At 63.0% G+C, this 22,964-nt stretch carries 21 protein-coding genes and 1 pseudogene; 13 read left to right on the top strand and 9 right to left on the bottom strand.

The genetic code is table 11. The annotated features are described in order from the left end of the window. Nucleotide 1 precedes the first annotated feature (1 nt). The 6 genes from KHO22_RS30905 (at nucleotide 2) to KHO22_RS30880 (ending at nucleotide 7,044) form a co-directional block, all read left to right on the top strand. Complete coding sequence (locus tag KHO22_RS30905) at nucleotides 2-1,057, top strand: beta-keto acid cleavage family enzyme (RefSeq protein ID WP_211950991.1); 1,056 nt, start codon at nucleotides 2-4, stop codon at nucleotides 1,055-1,057. An 87-nt stretch (nucleotides 1,058-1,144) separates the two neighbouring features. After that, nucleotides 1,145-1,966: an SDR family NAD(P)-dependent oxidoreductase gene (locus KHO22_RS30900; protein ID WP_211950990.1), complete on the top strand. Its 822-nt coding sequence runs from the start codon at nucleotides 1,145-1,147 to the stop codon at nucleotides 1,964-1,966. A gap of 23 nt (nucleotides 1,967-1,989) precedes the next feature. After that, nucleotides 1,990-2,736 (top strand): carboxymuconolactone decarboxylase family protein, encoded by a 747-nt coding sequence (locus tag KHO22_RS30895; protein WP_211950989.1) that lies wholly within the window; start codon nucleotides 1,990-1,992, stop codon nucleotides 2,734-2,736. 111 nt (nucleotides 2,737-2,847) lie between these two features. Next, a complete protein-coding gene (locus KHO22_RS30890; RefSeq protein ID WP_211951013.1) occupies nucleotides 2,848-4,125 on the top strand; it encodes an MFS transporter in 1,278 nt (425 codons plus the stop codon). Nucleotides 4,126-4,339: 214 nt separating this feature from the next. After that, nucleotides 4,340-5,521: a porin gene (locus KHO22_RS30885; protein WP_211951012.1), complete on the top strand. Its 1,182-nt coding sequence runs from the start codon at nucleotides 4,340-4,342 to the stop codon at nucleotides 5,519-5,521. 521 nt (nucleotides 5,522-6,042) lie between these two features. After that, nucleotides 6,043-7,044, top strand: coding sequence for a zinc-dependent alcohol dehydrogenase family protein (locus KHO22_RS30880; RefSeq protein WP_211951011.1), 1,002 nt, complete (start codon nucleotides 6,043-6,045; stop codon nucleotides 7,042-7,044). A gap of 45 nt (nucleotides 7,045-7,089) precedes the next feature. Here the strand turns inward: KHO22_RS30880 and KHO22_RS30875 are convergent, their stop codons facing one another. Both KHO22_RS30875 and KHO22_RS30870 read right to left on the bottom strand, forming a co-directional pair. Continuing rightward, nucleotides 7,090-8,331 (bottom strand): NAD(P)/FAD-dependent oxidoreductase, encoded by a 1,242-nt coding sequence (locus tag KHO22_RS30875; RefSeq protein WP_211951010.1) that lies wholly within the window; start codon nucleotides 8,329-8,331, stop codon nucleotides 7,090-7,092. Next, nucleotides 8,328-9,299, bottom strand: coding sequence for a bifunctional helix-turn-helix transcriptional regulator/GNAT family N-acetyltransferase (locus KHO22_RS30870; RefSeq protein ID WP_211950988.1), 972 nt, complete (start codon nucleotides 9,297-9,299; stop codon nucleotides 8,328-8,330). The genes KHO22_RS30875 and KHO22_RS30870 overlap by 4 nt, the downstream gene beginning before the upstream one ends. A gap of 163 nt (nucleotides 9,300-9,462) precedes the next feature. On the opposite strand from KHO22_RS30870, the gene KHO22_RS30865 reads away from it, so the two are divergent. Next, nucleotides 9,463-10,833, top strand: a complete 1,371-nt coding sequence (locus KHO22_RS30865) for an MFS transporter (protein ID WP_211950987.1) — start codon at nucleotides 9,463-9,465, stop codon at nucleotides 10,831-10,833. 304 nt (nucleotides 10,834-11,137) lie between these two features. After that, entirely contained in the window at nucleotides 11,138-12,106 is a 969-nt protein-coding gene (locus tag KHO22_RS30860) for a Bug family tripartite tricarboxylate transporter substrate binding protein (RefSeq protein ID WP_211950986.1), read from the top strand. Between the two features lie 5 nt (nucleotides 12,107-12,111). Here KHO22_RS30860 and KHO22_RS30855 read toward each other — a convergent pair whose 3' ends face one another. After that, nucleotides 12,112-13,044, bottom strand: a complete 933-nt coding sequence (locus KHO22_RS30855; protein WP_211950985.1) for a LysR family transcriptional regulator — start codon at nucleotides 13,042-13,044, stop codon at nucleotides 12,112-12,114. Between the two features lie 31 nt (nucleotides 13,045-13,075). Next, entirely contained in the window at nucleotides 13,076-14,260 is a 1,185-nt protein-coding gene (locus KHO22_RS30850) for an iron-containing alcohol dehydrogenase (protein ID WP_211950984.1), read from the bottom strand. Nucleotides 14,261-15,416: 1,156 nt separating this feature from the next. Between KHO22_RS30850 and KHO22_RS30845 the strand changes: the two genes are divergently transcribed. The 3 genes from KHO22_RS30845 to KHO22_RS30835 all read left to right on the top strand — a co-directional run bounded on the left by KHO22_RS30845 (nucleotide 15,417) and on the right by KHO22_RS30835 (nucleotide 16,782). Next, nucleotides 15,417-15,791, top strand: a complete 375-nt coding sequence (locus tag KHO22_RS30845) for a PHA-granule associated protein 4 (RefSeq protein WP_211950983.1) — start codon at nucleotides 15,417-15,419, stop codon at nucleotides 15,789-15,791. 258 nt (nucleotides 15,792-16,049) lie between these two features. Continuing rightward, complete coding sequence (locus tag KHO22_RS30840) at nucleotides 16,050-16,253, top strand: cold-shock protein (protein ID WP_211950982.1); 204 nt, start codon at nucleotides 16,050-16,052, stop codon at nucleotides 16,251-16,253. Between the two features lie 193 nt (nucleotides 16,254-16,446). Next, entirely contained in the window at nucleotides 16,447-16,782 is a 336-nt protein-coding gene (locus KHO22_RS30835; protein WP_211950981.1) for a hypothetical protein, read from the top strand. Between the two features lie 81 nt (nucleotides 16,783-16,863). On the opposite strand, the gene KHO22_RS30830 is transcribed toward KHO22_RS30835, so the two are convergent. The 5 genes from KHO22_RS30830 to catA all read right to left on the bottom strand — a co-directional run bounded on the left by KHO22_RS30830 (nucleotide 16,864) and on the right by catA (nucleotide 21,622). Next, on the bottom strand, nucleotides 16,864-17,649 hold the full coding sequence (locus KHO22_RS30830) for a 1,6-dihydroxycyclohexa-2,4-diene-1-carboxylate dehydrogenase (RefSeq protein ID WP_211950980.1): 786 nt from the start codon (nucleotides 17,647-17,649) through the stop codon (nucleotides 16,864-16,866). A 5-nt stretch (nucleotides 17,650-17,654) separates the two neighbouring features. Beyond that, complete coding sequence (benC, locus tag KHO22_RS30825) at nucleotides 17,655-18,674, bottom strand: benzoate 1,2-dioxygenase electron transfer component BenC (RefSeq protein ID WP_211950979.1); 1,020 nt, start codon at nucleotides 18,672-18,674, stop codon at nucleotides 17,655-17,657. A gap of 24 nt (nucleotides 18,675-18,698) precedes the next feature. Further along, the gene (gene benB, locus KHO22_RS30820; RefSeq protein ID WP_211950978.1) at nucleotides 18,699-19,190 is read right to left on the bottom strand and encodes a benzoate 1,2-dioxygenase small subunit; all 492 of its coding nucleotides are present in this window, start codon (nucleotides 19,188-19,190) and stop codon (nucleotides 18,699-18,701) included. Continuing rightward, nucleotides 19,187-20,611, bottom strand: coding sequence for a benzoate 1,2-dioxygenase large subunit (gene benA, locus KHO22_RS30815; protein WP_211950977.1), 1,425 nt, complete (start codon nucleotides 20,609-20,611; stop codon nucleotides 19,187-19,189). The genes benB and benA overlap by 4 nt, the downstream gene beginning before the upstream one ends. 87 nt (nucleotides 20,612-20,698) lie before the next feature. Continuing rightward, nucleotides 20,699-21,622 (bottom strand): catechol 1,2-dioxygenase, encoded by a 924-nt coding sequence (catA, locus tag KHO22_RS30810; protein WP_211950976.1) that lies wholly within the window; start codon nucleotides 21,620-21,622, stop codon nucleotides 20,699-20,701. Nucleotides 21,623-21,792: 170 nt separating this feature from the next. Between catA and KHO22_RS30805 the strand changes: the two genes are divergently transcribed. After that, complete coding sequence (locus KHO22_RS30805) at nucleotides 21,793-22,710, top strand: LysR family transcriptional regulator (protein WP_211951009.1); 918 nt, start codon at nucleotides 21,793-21,795, stop codon at nucleotides 22,708-22,710. 136 nt (nucleotides 22,711-22,846) lie between these two features. Continuing rightward, a pseudogene (locus KHO22_RS32695) lies at nucleotides 22,847-22,964 on the top strand (muconate cycloisomerase); the annotation flags it as partial.

The following is a 22,964-nucleotide window of genomic DNA, read 5'->3' as shown; positions in this document are numbered from 1 at the left end:
GATGCATTTTCTCGACGACAGCCTGCTTCCCGAGAACCAGGAAAAGCTGGTGATCCAGGTGGCCCCCTATGGCCCGCAGTGGCTTCCTTCGGACTCGGATGATATTCCGGTCAGCATGGATGCCCAGATCCAGAAGGCGGTGGACTGCTACAACGCCGGCGCCACGGTACTCCATGTACATGTGCGGGAGTCCGACGGCAAGGGTTCCAAGCGCCTGTCCATGTTCAACGAGATGCTGGCCCGCCTGCGCGACGCCGTGCCGGACATGGTGTTGCAGGTCGGCGGCTCCATCTCGTTTGCACCGGAAGGCGAGGGCAAGGCGGCCGAATGGCTGGATTACGACACCCGTCACATGCTGGCGGAGCTGAATCCCAAGCCTGACCAGGTGACCATCGCCATCAACACCAGCCAGATGAACATCTGCGAGCTGCTGACCGAAGATGACGTCAAGGGCACGATCCTCGAGAACCCCGAGTACTTCAAGGCCTACAGCGAGATGGTGGTCGACGCCAAGCCGTCGTTCTTCATCGAGCACCTGGAGAGGCTGACGAAGGCCGGCATCCAGCCGCACTTCATGCTCGGCCACGTTGCGCAGCTCGAGACGGTCGAGCGCCTGATCCGCAAGGGCCAGTATCGCGGTCCGCTGATCCTCAACTATGTCGCGATCGGTGGCGGCGCCGCGGGTCTGCATCCGGCCGACATGATCGAGTTTGCCCGCCGTACGCCGGACGGCGCCGTGCTGACCATTGAAAGCGCCATGCGTGCCGTGCTGCCGATGAATGCGATGGCAATCGCGCTGGGCTTCCATGTGCGCGTTGGCATCGAGGACACCCTTTGGGGCCGGAAAGGCGAGCGCATGACCTCGGTCCAGCAGATCGAGCAGACCGTGCGCCTGGCGCGCGAGCTGGGCCGCGACGTGGCCAGTGGCAAGGATGCCCGCCGCATCTACAGGATCGGCGAATGGTACGACAGCGCCGACGAGACCATCCGCGAACTCGGCATGGCGCCAAACCGCAAGCCGGGCCAGCGCGGTTTCACCGTGCCGGGCCTGAAGTAACCATCCGGCCGCGGCGGTCGGCAACGGCACGCCGGGAAGGTGTGCCGTCTGCACTGAAGGGCGCGGCCGAACGGTCGTGAAGGAATCATGAAACTGGCCAACAAGGTTGCACTGGTCACGGGCGTTGGTCCCGGGCTGGGGCAGGGCATTGCCGTCGCGCTGGCGCGCGAAGGTGCCGACCTGGTGATCTGCGACATCGACGTCGCCTCACTTGCCGCCGCGCGTGAGGCGGTGCTTGCGGAAGGCAGGCGCTGTCTGTCGGTGGCTTGCGATGTGTCCTCCAGCCACGAGGTCGCCGCGATGTTCGAGGAAGCGCGTGCCACGTTCGGCACCATCCATATCCTCGTCAACAATGCGGCGCTCACCCCGAACCGGCCGGAAGACCATGCGCGCCGGAACCGGCTGTACGACTACAACAACCTGCCCGTACCGCGCGACTCGCTGGGCTTTACCCGCACGATCTCCGATGAGGAGTGGCATCGCTGTTGGGGTGTCAATGTACACGGGACGTTCTATTGCACGCGCGAGGCGCTGAAGCTGATGGAGCCGCAGCGCGAAGGCCGGATCATCAATATCGCATCGATCGCGGGCATCTCCGCGCTAAGTGCCCACAGTCCGCACTATTCCGCCACCAAGGGCGCGGTAGTGGCCTTCACGCGATCCGTTGCCCATGAAGTGGCAGGCGCCAACATCTTCGTCAACTGCGTGGCGCCAGGCGGCGTGGCAACGCCGGCCTTCGAAACCTATCTGGGGCGGATTGGCGAAGAAGCGCGCAATCGCCTGTGGCAGGGCTGCCCGCTGGGCAGGCTTGGCACGATCGACGAATATGCATCGCTGGTGACGTATCTGGCCGGCGATCACTATCTGGTCGGCCAGATCATCAGTCCCAACGGCGAGGCGGTGATCTGATGAGACCAAGGAGTCAATGAACGATGCAGCAGAATCTCTTTGCGCACTACGGGGAACTACTCGATACCGGTGTGCTCGGCCGCGAACTGGATCCGCTCACCGCGTGGGATCCGAAGTGGATCGCCACCTGGGTCGAGCTGGCGCGCGATGCCGGGGCCGAAGGCGTGCTCGATCCGAAGCTGGTTGCGCTGATCCGGCTCAATATCGACGTCACCGCCACGCATCTGTACAAGCCGGGTGTCGCCCGCCATGTGCGGGAGGCCCTCCGGCTGGGCGCCACCCGAGCCGAGGTTCTCGAGGTCTTCAAGCTGGCCAGCGTGGTAGGCATTCATGCCTGCGCGGTGGGCGTGCCGGCGCTTGCGGAGGAACTGGCGCGCGCGGGCATTCCCGATGAGCCGGTACAGCCCGGTGCAACGCCGGTGTGCGATGCCGTCCGGGCGAACGGCATGTTCAACCCGCTATGGGAAACGTTGTACCGCTGGGATCCGCAGTACCTCGAGAAATTCCTCGCCATGGGCTTTGGCCTCTGGAAGGACAACATCCTGCCGCCGCTGTGGATCGAGTTCCTGTGCATTGCCGGGGATGCTGCCATTACCCACATGTACGGACACGGCACGCAGCGCCATATCGAGGCCGCGCTGAAGCTTGGCGCAAGCCGCGAGCAGATCCTTGCCGTGCTCAAGCTTGTCAGCCTGCAGGGTATCGAGGCGTGCGAGCTGGCCGTCCCGTTGCTGGAAGAAGCCTGCCAGTTACCGCACGTCACGCGCTGAGCCGCCGCGCGCATTCGTATCACCCGTCATCTACCGGAGGCCGCAGTGCAATCCCTGGCCAATCCATCATGTGCGGCGTCCCATGCCAGGGATGCCGAGATCGCCAGCAGCATGTATCGCAAGATCATGTGGCGGCTATTGCCGTTCCTGTTCCTGGCCTACGTGCTGAACACCATCGACCGCATCAACATCTCGTTTGCGAAATTGAGCATGGCGGGCGACCTCGGTTTGTCCGACGCGGCCTATGGCATTGGTGCTGCAGCATTTTTTGCCGGTTACATTCTCTTCGAGGTGCCAAGCAACCTGTACATGCAGAGAATTGGCGCCCGCGCGACGATCACCCGCATCATGCTGTTGTGGGGCATGGCGACGATTGCCACGAGCCAGGTTCAGTCACCCGGGGCTTTCTACGCGGCGCGTTTCTTTCTTGGCGTGGCGGAAGCCGGCTTTTTCCCTGGCGTGATTCTCTACCTGACTTACTGGTTCCCGGCACAGCGGCGCGGCCGCATCACATCGGTCTTTCTCATGTCCGGCACGCTGGCCGGCATGATCAGTGGTCCGCTCGCAGCCGCGCTGATGCTTCACCTCGATGGCTGGCTGGGGCTGCGTGACTGGCAGGCGCTCTTCGTGGTGGAGGGGATCCCCGCCGTGCTCCTCGGCCTGCTTGCGTGGCGCGTGCTGGACGATGGTCCGGAGCAGGCGCGCTGGCTGGGTCCGCACGAGAAAGCCTTGCTGGCGCGCGACCTTGCCGATGCGGGGCAGGAGCGCAAGGCGACGGGCATGAGGCATTTGCTCAGGGACCCGCGCATCTACGCGATCGGCCTCACGTATCTTTCCATCTACGCATGCACCAACACCATTGCGTACTGGATGCCGACCTTGATTCAGGGCTTTGGCGAACAGCAGGTGACGCGCATTGGCTGGATCTCCAGCTTGCCTTATGTCATCGGCCTGGTCGGCATGTTTGCGCTGGCGCGCAGTTCGGATTTCCGCCTCGAGCGGCGCTGGCACGTTGCGGGCATCATGCTGGTTGCCGCAGGCAGTTTCGTCCTGATGGGCTTCATGCGGGGCGAGATGCTGTGGTCCGTACTGTGCATGACAGTCGGGGCCGCAGCTTGCCTGGCTGCGCTACCAGTCTTCTGGACCATCCCCCCGGCCTATCTTTCCAGCGGCCAGGCGCCGGCGGGCATCGCCCTGATCAGCAGTCTCGGCGGCATCGCGGCACTGCTCAGTCCATTGGCGGTGGGTGCGATCCGCACTCGCACGGGAGACCTCTACCTGGCGTTCGACGTGCTCGCGCTGCTGCTGGTTGCCGGCGCCACTGCCATCTTGTCTGCAATTCCTGCCAGTCTGCTGAGCGTTCGACGGGGGCAGCAAGGCGCCTCCTGATATTGCCATTGCCAACGGTACGTCCAGGCCCGCCCGGTTCAGAGCCGCGCGGGCTTTTTGCATTGGCCGCGAGACCATTGTGGCGCTCCGGGTATCTACCACGTATGACGTGTGGCGCGTCATATGTGACGAGCGGATAAACAAGGCAAAGCCTGCCTCCCCAGAATGGCCGGCGTGCGCGGGTTGCGCACATCCACAGAAAAAGGGAGACAGGATGAAGAAGTCCAAGATCGCGCTTGCAGCGGCGATGTCCTTGTGTTTCGGAGCGGCATGGGGACAGGCAGCGTCGAGCGTGACGCTATACGGCGTGGTTGATGTACCGGTCGAATACGTGAACCACATGGCCGTTGGTGCGCCGACCATCAATCCCGCCACGGGTGCCATCACCCAGCAGAAAGGTGGCAATCGCTTTGCGCTGTCGGGCGGCGGTGGGCTGTCGGGTTCGCGGTGGGGGCTGCGTGGCGTAGAGGACCTGGGCGCTGGCATGCAGGCGCTTTTCGTCCTGGAAAGCGGATTCACGCTCGACGACGGCAAATCGGGTCAAAGTGGCCGGCTGTTCGGTCGCCAAGCGTACGTCGGTCTTCAAAGTAGTACGGTCGGCAAGCTGACCTTTGGTCGTCAGTACACGACGATGTTCGATTTGTTCGCGAACTTTTCTCCGACAGGCTACGCGACCCTGTATGAGCCGGTGGTGGCGCAACTGGGTACCAACTTCCGTTCGGACAATACGGCCAAGTACACGGGTGTGTTCGGTGGCGTCACCGCCGAGGCGCACTGGTCGTTTGGAACGGGTGTCGGTGCGATCGGCACGACCGCGCTGGCGGGCGGTGGCGCAGGCGAGGTGCCAGGCCATTTCCGCGACAACGCCGGATATGGTGCAGGTGTGGCCTATGCCGGCGGCCCGTTCGGAATTGCCGTGGCCTATGACCAGTGGAATCCGACGGTGACAACCGGCAGTTCGGGAACGGCCAGGAAGGCTGGCGCGGCCGCGAGCTATGCGTTCGGGCCGGCAAAGCTCATGGCCGGCTATCGCTGGGGCCAGACCAAGGATGGCGCGGGCAATACGCTGCTGCGCGACGACTACTACTGGCTTGGCCTCAACTATCAGGCGACTTCCGCGTTGGGACTGACGCTGGCCTACTACTACGACGACGTGAAGAACCTGCGTACCAGCGCGGCGCAACCCAACAACAACCAGCCCAACCCCTGGCAATTGAGCGTGATCGCCGACTACAACCTTTCCAGACGCACGGATGTGTACCTGACGATGGCTTACGCGAAGAACGCCGGACTGAACTTTGATACGTCGGCCACCAGCTTCGCCAACGGATACTTCTTTTCGCAAGGAAACTCCAATCAGCTTGGCGCAGCGCTAGGCATCCGGCACAGGTTCTGAAGTCTATGGTCAGCGCATAACTTCTCTCTCCACGGACTCTCCTGAGGTGTCGTTCGTCTCGGGGGCGTCCTTCGGCGAAGAATGGTCTGTCTGTCCTTGACGCGCAGACTGTTCAACGCGCCCGTACAGCGATTTGCTGTACGGGCCCTTTTTGGGAAATGGGATCCGCGACGTCGGTGGCCGCAGGTCACCTTTCTATTTGCCGAACCGTTGATGCGGGGTTTCCCCGGGGTGTCCCGACACATCAAGCGACGGTCCCGAAATGTCAAATGGCCAGCCGCATCCTGGCCGATACTGTCTTGCGCGTGCCCCCGGGGGATGACTCCGGAAGGTCATGAAGAGACCCGGAGTACCTGTGACCAGCCAGACCGCATCGCTTCCATCGGAAGCAGCGGCGCGTTTCCGGTAATGAGCCATCCTTCTGAACTTGCCGTCATGCGCGCGTTACTATGCTCCCTTGAGCAGTTGGGAGGAAGCTGGTTCTGTTGTGAATGCCTTTGGAGGAAACACCGTTGACCGTCATGAAAGCGATTTACCTCGAGCCACCTGGAGGGCTCGACCATCTGGTCCTGGAATCGGTCGCAGCGCAACCGCCTGGACCTGGTGAGGTCATGGTGCGTATTCACGCCAGCTCGCTGAACTATCACGACTTCGGCGTCGTCAGCCGTGGAGTCGGACCCGTGCGGCGCATTCCGATGTCGGATGGCGCGGGGATCGTCACGGAAGTGGGCGCGGGAGTGAAGGAATTTTCAGTCGGCGACCGCGTGGTCAGCACGTTCTTCCCTACATGGCTGGATGGTGAACCTGCCCTGTACGACTTTGCCACCGTTCCCGGTGATGGCATCGACGGCTTTGCACGGGAAATCGTGACGTTGCCCGTGACGGCTTTCACGCACGCGCCGGATGCTTATAGCCACGCTGAGGCGGCGACGCTGACGACTGCGGGACTGACTGCCTGGCGGGCACTGTTCGTTGATGGCGCCGTGAAGCCCGGAGAGACCGTGCTGGTTCTGGGTACGGGTGGCGTGTCGATCTTCGCGCTCCAGTTTGCCAAGGCGGCAGGTGCTTCCGTGATTGCGACGTCAGGCTCGGACGACAAGCTGGCGCGCCTGCGTAGTCTTGGGGCGGACCATGTGATCAACTACCGTGACGACCCCAGGTGGGGCGAGACAGTTCGCGCGCTGACCGGTGGCGCCGGCGTGGATCACGTCATTGAAGTCGGTGGTGCGGCGACGCTGGAGCAGTCGGTCGCTGCTGTACGGACTGGCGGGCACGTGGCCATCATCGGCGTCTTGTCGGGTGCGGATGCGCCGTTCAACGTCAGGATGATCCTGCGCAAGCAGTTGCGGATCACGGGCCTGCTTGTCGGCAGCCGGCGCCATCAGCTCGACATGGTGCGGGCGCTGAATGCCACGGGCATCCGGCCCGTCATCGACCGCCATTTTCCGTTGCATGAGATCGCTGATGCGTTTCGCTACCAGGCGGGACAGCGGCATTTTGGCAAGATCGTGCTGGATATCTGAGCGCTGCGGGGGTGCTAACGAAGCTGCCTGCCACGCTGTTGTATCTCAGGATGCAAACCGCATTGGATCATAAGGCAGGGGATCCAGGTAGGGCGGCTCGCCGTCGATCAGTTCGGCGAGCAGGCGCGCTGTGACCGGTCCCAGCGTGAAGCCCTGATGGCCATGCCCAAAGTGGAACCACAGGCCGGGATGACGTGGTGCCTTGCCGACAATGGGCTTCATGTCCGCCACGCAGGGGCGTGCACCGAGCCACGGCTGGACCTCCGTCGGAGGCCCCAGCCGCACCAGCTCGCGCGCGTAGCTTTCAGCCCGTCCCAACTGGACCGGGGTCGGTGGCGCATCGCGCAGGGCAAATTCGGCGCCCGTAGTCAGGCGCAGGCCGCGCCGCATCGGCGCCAGCATGACGCCTCTTTCGACGTCGAGCAGCGGCAGCCGGGGCATCGGCTCGGCCGCATAGTGGCGGTGATAGCCACGCTTGACGAACAGTGGAAAGCGATAGCCGAGTGTCTGGATCAGGGTCGAAGCCCATGGGCCGAGCGCAATCACTGCATTGGCTGCGCTCAGCGGACCATCTTCCGTGGTCACGGTCCAGCCTGCTGCGGTCGGCTTCAGGGTAGTGGCATCTCCACGGCGAAACTCACCTCCCTCGCGCCCGAAGAGCTCGGCATAGCGCGTGACCAGCTCGCCCGGATCGGCGACCGTCCACGGATCGCGCCAGTGAATCGCGCCCGCGAGTCGCCCGTACAGGGCCGGCTCCATGGCGGCTGTGCCAGTCTGATCGAGAACAAGGCAGTTCAGGCCATGGACACGCGCGACGGTGGTGGCCTCCTGCGCCGCCCGATCGAATGCCTGCGCCGTGCGGTAGGCCTGCAGCCATCCCGATTTGCTCACGAGTTCCTGTGCGCCGGCGAGCGTGATCAGTCGATCGTGCTCGCTCAGGCAGTGGCGGATCAGCGCGCTGTAGGCAGTCACGGTGGAAGCATAGCGATCGGGCGCCGACTCGCGCCAGTAACGCACCAGCGCCGGTGACAGGTGTGCCAGCGCGCCGGGATGGTAGTGCACATCGTTGCCCTGGCGCAGGGCAACGCGCAGGATAGCCTGCCATTCGCGCGGAAAGGCATAGGGTTGCACAGCCTCTCGCTGGATAATGCCGGCGTTGCCGTAAGAGGTTTCTCTGCCGGGTGCCTGTCGATCGACCAACACCACCGCATGGCCACGCTGGCGCAGTGCCAACGCTGTGCATACGCCCACCATGCCGGCGCCAAGTACCACAATGTCCCTGGTCATGCCGCGACGCAACGACTAAATCGCTGCTCGATGACCTTGGTTCCCCATTGCGTCCCCTCTGATTCGTCCATCAATTGAAAGCCGAATGACTCGTACAGATGGCGTGCCGCATCGAGGCCCTTGAACGTCCAGAGGTAGGTCTCGCTATATCTCTCGTCGACAAACTTCATCGCGTGTGACATCAGTTGCCGTCCAACACCTGAACCACGCAATGAGTCGTCCACGATGAACCAGCGCAAATGGGCGATGCCCGTCTTATCGTCCCCGTCGATCGCGAGGGAGGCGAGCGACCGGCCATTTTCGGCATAGAGCCATAGCGCCTTGCCGTCGGCTGGCAGCGTGCCGACAAACTCGGCAAGCTCCGTCGCCACCTTCTTTTCGAAGAATGCGCCGAAGCCCCAGTGCTCCGCGTAGAAGCGCGCGTGCAAGCTCGCGACGTCACCAATGCAGCCGGGTTGGTAGCCCTCCAGAATCCGTGCGGCCATGGCACCTTCACGCCCGGCTTTGACCGGGTTGTCTCGTGCGAGCGCGTCGGCGTACAGCGCGAGAGAACGAACCAGCGCCTGCTGGTCGGCGGGAACCATCCGTCGAAGCGCGTTGGATACCTGGTCTGTCGCGAAACGGTCGATTTTCTTTCGAAGTTTCTGCCCCGCCTCCGTCAAGTACAGCTCTGACGAACGGGCATCCCCGATTGCGATCTTGCGCTCCACAAGTCCGCCAGCCTCCAGCCTCGCGACCTGTCTGCTCGTGTTCGATTTGTCCAGCCGCAAGATGTTGCCCAGATCCTTTGCGCTGATACCTGGCTTCACCCCGATTTCGATGATCGCGTGAACGGCGGACGGCGCAAGTTCACTATCGGCCAGGGTGGCGCGCATGAAGCCAAGTTCGCGGACAAGTCTTCGGGAGAACTCCCGAAGTTCGAGAATCGTCGCTTCCCGCGATTTGTCCGGAATATCGATCAGGTCCAAGGGGATGCTCCCACAAGTTGCGTCTCGCAACCAATATAGTTGCGAGACGCAACTTGTGCAAGTTTTGACTTGCCGGGATGTCGTTTCTCACCGCGGCGCAGCAGGAACGCCATCCGCCGCTGAACTGTCTATACCGGTATATCGCCTTTCGGGGGAACGCAAAATGGATCCCTTGCAAGCAGGGGCGATGCCCCTATCCGAAACGGAGGCACGGCGCCAGTTGCGCCGCGCTGTGATCGCCAGCACCGTGGGTACCACGATCGAGTGGTACGACTTCTTCCTGTACAGCACGGTGACCGGCCTGGTGTTCGCCAAGCTGTACTTTCCCGAATCCAATCCACTCGTCGGGACGCTGCAGGCGTTCCTGATCTACGCGGTCGGCTTCATCGCCCGGCCGGTCGGCGCAGCGATCTTCGGGCATTACGGCGATCGCATCGGCCGCAAGGCCACCCTGGTTGCCACGCTGCTGCTGATGGGGCTGGCTACATTTGCCGTTGCGTTCGTGCCTTCCTATGCACGGATCGGCATCTGGGGCGCGGTGGCGCTGACGGTGCTGCGCTTTATCCAGGGCGTAGGCGTGGGCGGGGAATGGGGAGGCTCGGTGCTGATGTCGATGGAATGGGCACGCTCCGATGCGCATCGCGGCCTGGTCGCGTCCTGGCCGCAGTTCGGGGTGCCAGCCGGGTTGTTCCTGGCCAACCTTGCGGTGCTGGCGATGAGCTCGCTGGCCGGGGACCAGTTCCTGACCTGGGGCTGGCGCGTACCGTTCCTCCTCAGCATCGTGCTGGTCGCGATCGGGCTCTATATCCGCCTGAACATCCTCGAGACGCCGGTCTTCGCGCGGCTGCTGGCCGAACACCGGATCGAGAAGACCCCGATGCTTGAGGTGATCCGGCGCCAGCCGAAGGACATCTTGCTGTCGGCCCTGGTCCGCATGGCCGAGCAAGCGCCGTTCTACATCTTCACGGCCTTTGTGTTCACCTATGGCGTCATGACGCTGGGCATGTCGCGGAACCTGCTGCTGACCGCCGTGCTCGCTGCCGCGGTACTCGAGTTCTTCACCATTCCGTTCTTTGGCCATCTGTCCGACGTCTGGGGGCGGCGCCGCATGTACATCGCCGGCGCGGTGGCGGTGGGGGTGTTCGGCTTCCTGTATTTCGCGATGGTGGACACCCGCAACCCGATGTGGGTGTTCGCCGCGATCGTGCTCTCGCTGGTTCCGCACTCGATGATGTACGGCCCGCAGGCGGCACTGATCGCCGAGACATTCACCGGACGCCTGCGCTACAGCGGCGCGTCGATGGGCTACCAGCTCGCCTCGGTGATCGCCGGCGGCCCCGCGCCACTGATTGCGACGGCGCTGTTCGCCAGGTACCAATCCGGGTACGCGATTGCCGTCTACGTCCTCGTGTGTGCGGCTCTCAGCGTGTTTGCCGCCTCGCAACTGCGTGACTACACCAACAAGGACATCTCGCGAGAGTACGACGACACGGGTGCCACGCACGACAGCGGAGACACCTGGCACGCCGCATGACTGGTCAGGCTCCTGGCGCGACAGAAACGACAGCGGCCGGCAGTGGATGCCCTGCAGGCCGCCTCCGGTTGTCCGGACCTGCGGCAATGGTATCGGCCTCCGCCTGGATCTCTCCGTTGCACGAATGCTTCCGTCAATGGCTATCGCCTGCCTCAATATGCCGCACAGGCCCGGCCGCTCTGCCATCTCGGCACACGATGGCGGGATAGCAAGATGTTGATTTGCATCGATTCGCCCGTCCCTCACTATGAGAGCACCAGGCAACGGCACTTCGTACCTGGCTGCTAACAGAAGAGGAGACAGCATGAAAACCCTGAGGACGCCATGGGCAGCCCTGCTCGCCGTGGGCTTTGCGGCGACGGCCGCGGCACAGGACACCTATCCCGCGAAGCCGATTGTGGTAGTGGTTCCGCAAGCGCCGGGCGGTGCCAATGACGTCATTGCCCGCATCGTGACAACGAAGCTCTCCGAGCAGCTGGGCCGCCAGGTAGTCGTGGAGAACCGCCCGGGGGCAGGCGGCAACATTGGCACCACCTATGTGGCGAAAGCCGCCGCAGACGGTTACACGCTACTCTTCACAGTCAGCAGCGCGCACGTCATCAATCCATCGTTGTACAAGCGCACCGGCTTCGATCCCATGCGCGATTTCGTGCCCGTGGGCAGTGTGGCGACGGCTGGCTATGTGCTCGTGGCGAATCCGTCGTTTCGTCCGGGCAATGTGCGGGAACTGATCGAAGCCGCACGCGCGAAGCCGGATACGATCACGATTGCGTCAGCGGGCAATGGCACGCTGAACCACCTGATCGGCGAAATGCTTCAGCGCAGCGCCGGGATCCGGCTCGTGCACGTGCCATACAAGGGCGCAACCGCCGCCGCTTCGGACGTGGTGGGAGGGCAGGTGGCGTTGTCGGTGCAGAGCCTGCCGTCGGCGCAATCGTTTATTCGCGCCGGTAAGCTCAAGGTGCTGGCGGTGACCAATGAGCGACGCTTGCCATCGATGCCCGATGTGCCAACCGTTGGCGAGACGCTACGCGGATTTGGTGCCACACCGTGGTATGGGCTGTTCGCCCCCACCAGCACACCGGATGCAGTTCTGGTTCGCTTGCGAACTGCTCTCGGCAAGGTACTCGGGACTGCCGAAGTGCGCGAGACCTTGGCACAACAGGGATGCGAGCCGTTCGCTTCGGATCCGCGTCAGTTCGAGACACTCGTCCGTGGTGACCTGGCTCGCTGGTCCGACATCGTGAAGACTGCGGGTGCAACCGTGGATTAGGTGGTTCAGGCGAGGGCACGCGTCGCGCCTGCCGCTGCGACAATGGCATGCGCCGTCGGGCAAAGGTGATCGACGAGCTGGCGTGCCGCGACCGGCAAGCCCTCGTAGGACCGGATGCACAAATTGAGCTTGCGATGCGCCCACGGCGCATCAAGCCCGACCACGCTAATGCCGATCGTCTTTGCATAGCGCCGCGCCAGGCTGACTGGCAGGATGCCGATGCCCATGTCGGATTCCACCATCAGGCAGACGGCGTCGTAGCTGTTCACCTGCATACGGAATTTCACCGGCACGCCGAGCTGGCCGGCGACTCGCAGCAGTTGCATGTTGATGTAGCTTCCGGTCTGCAGCCCGATCAGGTAGTGTTCCAGTACCTCCGGCGCCGCCAGCTTCTTGCGTCGGGCCAACCGGTGGCCCCGCGATACTACGACAACCAGGTCGTCCTCGCGATAGGGGAGCGTGACCACGCCGTGCGGCGCCGCGCCCAAGTCCGCAAAGCAGCCGATATCAGCCGCATTCTCAGCCACACCCCGCAAGATCGCGGTACTGATGCGCTCTTCCAGTTGCAATTGCACGTCCGGATACTTCTCGATGAAACCGTGCAGGTCCATCGGCAAGAACTGGGCGATCGAGGAGACGTTGGCGTAGATGCGAACCAGTCCGCGGGTGCCGCTGGCATAGTCCTGCATCATCGTGGCGATATTCTCGATGTCATTCACAATCCCGCGCGACAGGTTCTGCAGGGCGATCCCGGCCGGCGTAGGCACGATGCCCTTGTTGCTGCGCTCCAGCAACTGAGTGCGCAGCGCATCTTCGAGATCGCTGATGCGCTTGCTCACTGCCGAGGCCGCGATATGTTCCCGCTCCGCTGCGGCGGCAATCGTACCCAGCTCGGATACTGCAAGGAACAGCCGAAGCGAAACGGGATCAATCTTCATGGCATCAGGGGGGGGCGGTCGACAGCTGGCATTATGCGCGCCAGGCGAGCTCCAGCACTGCCCGCAAGTCGCTCTCGGTTTCGATGGGCCGGACGTTGTTGCGGGTGACCATTGGATGCTCGAGCGCGGGGGCGATCATGGCATCCAGTCGTGCGCGGCTCAGACCAAGATCGTCCAATGTGGTTGGCATGGCCAACTGCACCAGCAGGTTGTGAAGGATTGCGTGAAACGGCGTGCCAGGTTGTCCGATGGCAGTACACAGACGCTCGTGCTGTGGCTTTACCCATCCTTCAAGCCACTTTGCCTGGGCGAGCATCAATACGCATGCGGCATCGCTATGGGCAATGCCGCCATATGGACCGATGATATGGACCATCCAGTGGCTGAATCCATGCGGCACGGACATCTGGCCCATACCCGTGTACCAGGTAGCCAGCTGGCACTGCGTGAAGGCATCGATCTCGCTGCCATCGACGAGTTTAGGCAAGTTATGCACGTACAGAGCGATGGCCTTCTCGGCAAGCAGGCTTGCAAAGGGATGTGGGGCGGATGAGCAAGCCGTGTTGATGGCGTGGTCGAGACCGCGGATGCCAGTAGACATCAGCAACCTTGCAGGCGTCTGGCGCAGCAAGGCGGGGTCGTAGAGGATGACCTGGGGCGAGCCGTCAGGGACGACGAAACGTGCCTTGAGCCGGGTTTCGTCATCGATCGGCGTACTGACCGGCGTCCATTCCGACGTGGCCAGTGTGGTGGGAATCGCGATCTGGCGGATGGCGGCCGGTGCGCGCGATGTCGTCAGCATCTCGGTACCATCTTCGGAGAGCACAAACTGCAGCCTGAGCAGGCTGTCTCGGTCGTATGCATTTTCCGAAATGCAGAGTTGCATGGCCTTGCACATGTCCATGACTGAGCCGCCGCCAACCGAGACGATCACATCCGCATCGGCATCGCGTGCTTGCCTGGCAGCCTTCAGGACATTCGATAAAGGAGAATGCTCGCCGACTTCGTCTGTCAGGCCGACAATCCGTTCGCCAAGTGTCGCCTTCAGCCGCTCGATAAAGGTGCTCTTCGTGCGAATCGAGCGAGAGCACACGACAAAAACGCGTCGATATCCGAACATCGACAAGACATCGGGCAGCGTCTCAATGGCGGACACATTGTGAAGAACCCGCTCGTGTCCGGTAAAGCGGTAGCGCCTGGGCTCGATAGTTTCCATCTGGCATCTCTCAGGAATGTGAAAAGTCACCAGATGATGGCGTGCTATCCGCAGTCCGGAAATCAGTGGATCGAGAGTCTGCCATCGCGGTCTGCGATGGCACCATTGGTTCGGCGGATCCGGGCTGTGGAACGATTGCCAGTCCTTGGCGAGCGCGAGCAGGCCCTAGGAGTCTCAGCGTTCAAATCCTTGCATTGCAATCTGCTGCGCCGCGCCGGCCCGTATTGGCGTTGCCGGGTAATGCCTTTCCGCCGAGAGGCGGAAACCGTAGGCCGAGGGAGGGAGTCGATCAGGACACCAGGACGGCGCGATGCACTCAACGAAGCGCCGGACGTGCGCGGCAATCTCTAGCCCGAACACGGTCGAGGGCTTTGAGAATAGCGTAGCCCTGGATTGTGACCTGAGGTCGGGTTCGGTTTGGTCCGAGCCGCTCCAGCGTAATCAATTGGCGCGCACACAGCTCCGCCACATCCGCACTGTCCAATTCTGCCGGGTCGGCGCTGTCTTTTACCAGTACCAGGGTGGCGAACTCATGATGACTCAGCACAGTCGTCTCCTACGCTATTGGTCAAATAGTGCTACGGGACTTCACTGCCGTCCGTCATGGCGGGCTTGGCGAAAGACGCTGCCACTCCTCTCGGACGCGGGTTCTGGCTGGTGGGGCGCTTGTCTGATCGCACCCGGAAGAAGCATATTAGTTGCTCGCACCTTGTTGTCAATACGACGGGAAGGCATGGTAAACCCACGGGACTCAAGCCGCTTGCAACCACAGCATGGGATCACAAGTCATAGATCACAGCGTGATGCATCGCCAATGTCTTGCGGTTCAAATGTCGACCGACCGGCCGGGGATTTTTTGGCGAGCCATTTGGAGGCCGCGCAAAGTCCAAAGAGGGACTGCATTGCCCGAGCGGTTGAGCGGATGCCTGCGGGACTTCAGGGCCTGCACCCTATTGACTTAGATTTTTCTTACGTCAGAATTAAGGAAAACTTTGGCCGGGGAAAGGGCGCTGAATCGCTCCCCGTGGTTTCAAGCGAGGCGGCCCGAGGCAGGAAAGGAAAGACGCCTTGGCCATTGGGAAAGTGACCAGAACGTCATAACTCAAATGGGGCGTGCGGCGATTCGTACGTCAGTGGTTTTGAACGGGGGACAGAAATGACGACGGCACGGGCTGGAACCAAGGGGGAGGCCATCAGACTTCTCGAAGCGGCGGGTGTTGGACTTGTCGATCTCGACTACGAGACTGGTTGGCAAGACGCTTCCGAACTCAGTCACCTGGGCGAGAAGTCTGGCGTCCGCGTAGCGTACCGCGGCCATGAGAGTATTGCCGTCAGGTCGCCGGCGGCACTTGCTGCCGGCTTGAAGCGCCCCAAGCTGACGTTCCGTCAGCGCAATCTTTATTGCCAGTTCGAGTTGAGCGAGTTGACTCCCGACGAACTGGCAGCCCTGGAAGCGAAAGCCATGAGGCTTGGCGACTACATACTGGCCGGGCATCTGCTGCGGGGCGCCGATACCGTTTGGCCCGGGTAAGCTCGACTCATTGCAGTCACCTGATTTCGGCAGCCTTCGCACTTCCCGTCCGGACGATCTAGGTATTTGCCCCATACATCGCCATTGGTTGAAAGGTAATCTGTCCGAGATGCCGAAAGCTTGGCATCTGCACACCTCTTTGGCTATGCTGGAGGTTCGCGACCTCATGCGGCAGCAGGCAATGCCTGAGCGTTGCGACAAATCCAGGGACGCAGGAAGTCCCAGCACGATCTGTGCACACCAAATGTTGAGGACGAGATGGCGACTGGCACTGTGAAGTGGTTCAACAGCGAAAAGGGCTACGGATTCATCACGCCGGATGATGGCGGCAAGGACTTGTTTGCTCATCACAGCGAAATCCAGGGCACTGGATTCAAGGCGCTGGAGGAAGGCGCGAAGGTAGAGTTCGAGGTCACGCAAGGCCAGAAAGGCCCGCAAGCGTCAAAGATTCGAAAGCTATAGCCGCCTGCGTACCTGAGCAGCCCTGACGGCAAAGCCCTTCTCTCACGCGAAGGGCTTCTTTGTGTGCCGAGGCGAGAGAACTGAAATTCTCGCAGGACGGCATCGGACACAGGGCTGGGGACGTCAACGATGCGATCTCCCCAGCCGTTCCTAACGGCGGGGCAAGCTGCCTCACTTTTCCAGGAGAGTGTCCGTGATCAGAAGACTTTCTGCCGTCGCCGTCGCAATGTTGCTTGCAAGCGGCGGTGTTTATGCGCAAAAGGCTGCGCCGAGCGCTGCCGCCAAGCCAGCTACCCCCGCAGAAGCTCAGCCCGCTGCATCGAACTGCGAGGCGAAAGCGGTCGACAAGAACGGCAAGCCGCTGAGCGGGGCGGCGAAGGCCTCCTTTGTCAAGAAATGCGAAACCGGATCCAAGGGCAGCGCGTCTGCCGCTTGCGAAGCCAAGGCCGTAGGGAAGGATGGCAAGCCGCTCGCTGGGGCTGCAAAAACATCGTTCATGAAGAAATGCGAGACGGACGCTGGCAAGTAACCCAGTACCCGCACAAAAGAGAGGAGCCGGCTTGAGCCGGCTTTCTTGCTCGTAGGCCCCTGGCTGCCGCGCCGAAGCGATCTATCCCTGATCTCCACCGCCCACGGGCAGCACGGTTCCGGTGATGTACGACGCCTCGTCGGAAGCCAGGAACAGGATCGCACCAACCTGCTCGTCAATCGTGCCGTAGCGATGCATCTGGCTCGTGGCGATAGTCTGGTCAACGATGCCCTGATACCACTCGGCTTCCTGCTGCGTCGGTTCGGCCGTGTTGCGCGGAATGCGGCGCGGCGGGGCTTCCGTGCCGCCGGTGGCCACCGCGTTGACGCGGATGCCTTCGCCTGCATGCTCGAACGCCAGGCTGGCGGTCAGCGCGTTGACGCCGCCCTTGGCCGCCGCGTACGGCACGCGGTAGATGCTGCGCGTGGCGATTGACGACACATTGACGATCGCGCCCTGGCGGCGTTCCACCATGCCGGGCAGTACCGCACGGCAGCTCCACAGCGTCGGGAACAGCGAACGGCGGATCTCGGCTTCGATCTGGTCTTCCTCATAGTGCTGGAAAGGCTTGGCCCAGATCGTCCCGCCGACATTGTTGACGAGTACGTCCACGCGGCCGTGGGCCGACAGCGCGGCGTCGACCATGGACTTTGCGCCGGCATAGGTTTCGAGGTCCACGATCACGGCCGTCGCGCGCCCGTCCTGCGCACTGATCTCGGCCACCACTTCGTGGACGAGTTCCGAACGGTCCGCCAGCACCAGCGTGGCGCCTTCGGCCGCGGCGCGCAGCGCCACGCCGCGGCCGATGCCTTGCGCGGCGCCGGTGATCAGGACGATTTTTTCTTCAAAACGCTTGCGATTGGTCATGGCAGTCAGGCCGCGCTGCTGGCCGAGAATTTTTCGTAGTAGAACCCCGCCGGTTCCACGCCGCTTTCCTTGAGCCAGTTGCGCACCGCATCCACCATGGCCACCGGGCCGCAAAGGTAGATGTCGACATCGCCACTGTTAAGCCATTCTGGCTCCACGTGCTGCGTGACGTAGCCCTTGCGCGCGTGCCCGCTTTCGGCGCTGGCGACGCAGGTCCGGTATTCGAAGCCCGACAGGTTCTGTGCCGCGCCGTCGATGCGCGGCAGTTCGACCAGGTCGATGTCGTTGGTGACGCCATAGACCATGCGCACCGGGTGCGGATTTCCGTTGGCGGACAGCACGTCGAGCATCGAAAGGAACGGGGCGATGCCGGTGCCGCCGGCCAGCAGCAACACGGGGCGCTGCACTGGCCGCAGATAGAAGCTGCCGTACGGGCCGGAGAACGCGATGCGCTGGCCGGGTTGCGCATCCTTGGTCAGGTAGCTGCTCATGCGGCCGTCCGGCACGTTGCGCACTACGAAGCCGGTGCGCGTCGCGCCCGGTGCGGAGCTGAACGAGTAGGAGCGCGTCACGTCGCTGCCCGGAATCTCCACGTTGACATACTGCCCCGGCAGGAAGTCCAGCGCGCCGGCATCGTCCAGGTCGATCGAGAACCCGATGGTGGAATCGGAGAGCCGGTCGACGCTGGCGATGGCACCTTCGAACTTGGTCACGCCGGTCTTGCACGCCGTCGACGATGCCGCCACGCGGATCACGCAGTCCGAGCGCGGGCGCGTCTGGCAGGCCAGCACATAGCCCTGCGCCGCTTCTTCCGGGGTCAGCGCGTCTTCGATATAGCTGGATTCCGGCAGGTCATAGCTGCCTGATTCGCACATCCCGCGGCAGGTGCCGCAGGCGCCGTCGCGGCAATCCAGCGGGATGTTGATCTTCTGGCGATAAGCGGCATCCGAGAGGGTTTCGTTTTCCCCGCAGGTGATGAAGCGGGTAACGCCGTCCTCGAACTGCAGCGCGATCGTGTGTTCCATGGCCTTGTCCTCCAGCCCGGTGAGTCAGATGTGATAGATGTCGATGACCTGGTTGATGTAGTCGTTCTTCAGCACGACGTACTTGTCCCGGATCTGCGGTTGCCCGCCGGCGAAGTCGATCACGTAGCGCGACATGCCGAAGTAGCTGTAATTGGTCTGGTAGCGGTGCGCCAGCGTGTGCCAGTTGAAACGCACGGTCAGCTTGTCGCCGTCGCGCTCGATGATCTCGACGTTGCTGAGGTTGTGGCTCGTGCGCGTGTCCGGGATCGTGGCGCTCGAGCGCTCGGTCTTGATGCGGAAGATGCGGTCTTCCAGGCCCTGGCGGCTCGGGTAGAAGATCAGCGAGATCTCGCGCTGCGGGTCGGTGATGAGCTGGCCGTCATCGTCCCAGCACGGCATCCAGAACTGCGCCTCGGGGTGGTAGCAGGTCAGCCACTCGTCCCACGCCTCGTCGTCGAGCAGGCGGCTTTCGCGGTACAGGAACGCCTGGACGGCGGCGATGTCGATGGTGCTCATGCGGCGCTCCCGTTGCAGCCTTGCGATTCCTGCGATTCCTGCGAGCCCTGCGCGTTTTGCGCGGCCATGGCCCGCTTCATGACGTCCAGCCAGTAGCGGTGCTGCACGGTGTAGAGGCCTTCATCCTCGGTGCGCACGCCGCTCATGACCGGGTTCAGGCCGATGCGCTGCGCGGCTTCGTCGGGGCCGGTGATCCAGTGCTTGGCGCCGCGGCACATGTCGTTCCATGCGAGCGCGCCGCCGTTGTAGCCTTGCTGGCAGGCGCGGAACTCTTCCAGGTCGTCCGGCGTGGCCATGCCGCTGACGTTGAAGAAGTCTTCGTACTGGCGGATGCGGCGGGCGCGAGCGTCGTCGGGTTCGCCCTTGGGCGCGATGCAGTAGATGGTGACTTCGGTCTTGTCGACCGACAGCGGACGCAGCAGGCGGATCTGCGAGCCGAACTGGTCCATCAGGTACACGTTCGGGTACAGGCACAGGTTGCGCGAGTTCTGGATCATCCAGTCCGCGGTTTCCTCGCCGCAGCGCTCCGCGAACTCGGCGCGGCGGCTGAAGTTGGGCCGGTCTTCCGGGTTGGCCCAGCGCGTCCACAGCAGCATGTGGCCGTGGTCGAACGCGTAGAAGCCGCCGCCTTGCTTGCCCCACTTGCCGGCGTCCATGGCGCGGATCTTGTCCTCGCGCTCGTTCTGCTGCTTGCGGTGGTTCGTGGTGGCCGCGTAGTTCCAGTGCACGGCGGAGACGTGGTAGCCGTCGGCACCGTTCTCGGCCTGCAGCTTCCAGTTACCTTCGAACGTATAGGTCGATGAGCCGCGCAGCACTTCCAGGCCGTCAGGCGACTGGTCGGCGATCATGTCGATGATGCGTGCGGCTTCGCCGAGGAATTCCTTGAGCGGCAGCACGTCGTCACTGAGGCTGCCGAACAGGAAGCCGCGGTAATTCTCGAAGCGCGCCACCTTCTTCAGGTCGTGCGAGCCTTCCTTGTTGAAGCAGTCGGGATAGCCGGCTTCCTCGGGGTCCTTCACCTTGAGCAGCTTGCCGCTGTTGTTGAAGGTCCAGCCGTGGAACGGGCAGGTGTAGGTGGCCTTGTTGCCGCGCTTGTGCCGGCACAGCATGGCGCCGCGGTGGCTGCACGCATTGATGAAGGCGTTCAGTTCGCCCTGGCGGTTGCGGGCGATCACCACGGGCTGGCGGCCCATGTGGGTGGTGTAGTAGTCGTTGTTGTTCGGGATCTGGCTTTCATGCGCCAGGTAGATCCAGTTGCCCTCGAAGATGTGCTGCATTTCGAGTTCGAACAGGGCTTCGTCGGTGAAGGCGCTACGGTGCAGGCGGTGGTCGCCGGTCTCGTGGTTTTCGACGAGGAACTGGTCGAGCGACAGGCGCGGGCGTGCGGGGGCCGCGCCCCTGTCCACATGGATGGGGATCATGGAATCGTCTCCTGGTGCAGTGTCTTGCGGCCCGTTTCTGGAACCGGGCGGCCGTCCCCGGTGGTGCTGTCCTGGTCTGCGTAAGACTCAGGCGGCGGCGCGGATGCGCTCGACTTCGGCCGACGGTGCGTGGTCGCGCTCGGCGTTCAGGCGGAAGTCGAAGTCGATCGAGGCGAACGGCTTGTCCACGCCATGCTTGTCCAGCGCCGCGGCGTCGCTGACGCGCGTCACGGCCGGCACCAGGCCTTCACGGCTGGCGAAGGCGAAGTCGTCCCACAGGTACTCGTCGCCGTCGATGTTGATCTGCGTGGTCAGCTTGCGGTGGCCCGGCGCCGACACGAAGAAGTGGATATGCGCGGGGCGGCGGCCGTGGCGGGCCAGCAGGTCCAGCACGCGCTGCGTGGTGCCTTGCGGCGGGCAGCCGTAGCCCATCGGCACGTTGCTGCGGAACTGGTAGCGGCCCTGCTCGTCGGTGGTGATGGTGCGGCGCAGGTTGAAGTGCGACTGGGTCTTGTCGAAGAACGAGTAGTTGCCCAGGAGGTTGGCGTGCCAGACTTCAATCTTGGCGCCCGGCAGCGGCTTGCCGGCGTCGTCGTAGACAGTCCCCTGCATGAACAGCACTTCGCCCTTGCCGTCTTCGCTGCCGTCGTCCAGGCGGGCAAAGCCCTTGCTCTCCGGCGCGCCGGCCACGTACAGCGGGCCTTCGATGGTGCGCGGGGTGCCGCCGGAGATACCGGCCCTGGCGTCGGCCTCGTCGGCACGGACATCCAGGAAGCGTTCCAGACCCAGGCCCGCCGCAAGCAGGCCGAGTTCCTGGCTGGCGCCGGCTTCGGCCATGTATTCGATGCCCTTCCACACTTCGCTCTGGCTCAGGTCCAGGTCCTCGATCGCCTTGAACAGGTCCGTGGTCAGGCGCAGCACCACTTGCTGGACGCGCGGGTCGGGGGTGCCCTGCGTGGCGGTATCGACGATGAATTGCTTTACCAGTGCTTCGATTTCAGCGTGCGTCATGTGTCTGCTCCGGGGAATTGTCGTTGTATCCAATGGCGTCGAACGATCGGTCAGATAATGCGTTTGAGGTATCAAGGCTTGCCGTTCGACTTGATACGGAGCATAGTTGACGGGTATTTTGGTCGTCCAACACTGATTTAGTATCTTTTTTATACCTGCAGGGTATGACCATTGAATTGAGGCACCTACGCTACTTCGTCGCCGTGGCGGAGGAACGCAACTTCACCCGCGCGGCCGAGCGGCTGCATATCGCGCAGCCGCCACTGAGCCGCCAGATCCAGCAGCTGGAGGAGCTGCTTGGCGTGCAGCTGTTCGAGCGCAATACGCGTCCGCTGCGGCTGACCGACACCGGCCGATTCTTCTACACCCATGCGCTGCAACTGCTCGCGCAGACCACGGAGCTGGAGGCCATGACGCGGCGCGTGGCCAAGATCGAACGCAAGATGTCGGTGGGCTTTGTCGGCTCCACGCTGTACGGCATGCTGCCGCGGATCATCCGGCGCTTTCGCACCGAACACCCCGACATCGAGATGAGCCTGCACGAGATGTCGACCATGGACCAGATCAAGGCGCTCAAGGACGGGCGGATCGACGTGGGCTTCGGCCGCATCCGCCACGACGACCCGGCCGTGCGCCGCGTGGTGCTGCGCGAGGAGCGCATGATCGTGGCCCTGCCGCTTGGCCACCATCTCGCGAGCGGCCACGCCACGCTGTCGCTGCACGAACTGGTGGACGAATCGCTGATCATCTTCCCGAAGGCGCCGCGGCCCAGCTTTGCCGATCAGGTGCTCGCCGCCTTCCATGACCGCGCGTTGAAACCGCGCCGGCTGCATGAGGTGCGCGAGCTGCAGATCGCGCTCGGACTCGTGGCGATGGGGGAGGGAATCTCGGTGGTGCCCAGCAGCGTGTACGGTCTCAAGCGCGACGACGTCAGCTACGTCGAGCTCGACGATCCGAGCCTGGTGTCGCCGATTATCATGAGCATGCGCATGCTCGACGAATCGCAGGACCTGCGCGAAATGCAGGCGATGATCTACCAGCTCTACGAGGAACTCGGCATGTCCTACAATCCGCCCGGCCACGAGTAAGCTCGCCGTGCGCGACCCGTTAGTCATTTACTCTTAGCCATACCTCGAGGGTATGCGTTGAGACATCATCGGTCTTGGACAGCAGGAAATACGGCTCCCATACTCTCGCATACGACATTCACTGTATCGAGAAGGTATGACAACCACGATTACCTCGGTCGAAGCCATCCTGGTCGACCTGCCCACCATCCGGGCCCACCAACTGGCCATGGCCACCATGCAGCAGCAGACGCTGGTGATCGTGCGGCTGCGCT

The sequence above is a fragment of the Cupriavidus yeoncheonensis genome, assembly GCF_905397275.1.
In the GTDB taxonomy this organism is placed as follows: Bacteria; Pseudomonadota; Gammaproteobacteria; order Burkholderiales; family Burkholderiaceae; genus Cupriavidus; species Cupriavidus yeoncheonensis.
This window is presented reverse-complemented; position numbering and strand designations above follow the sequence as displayed.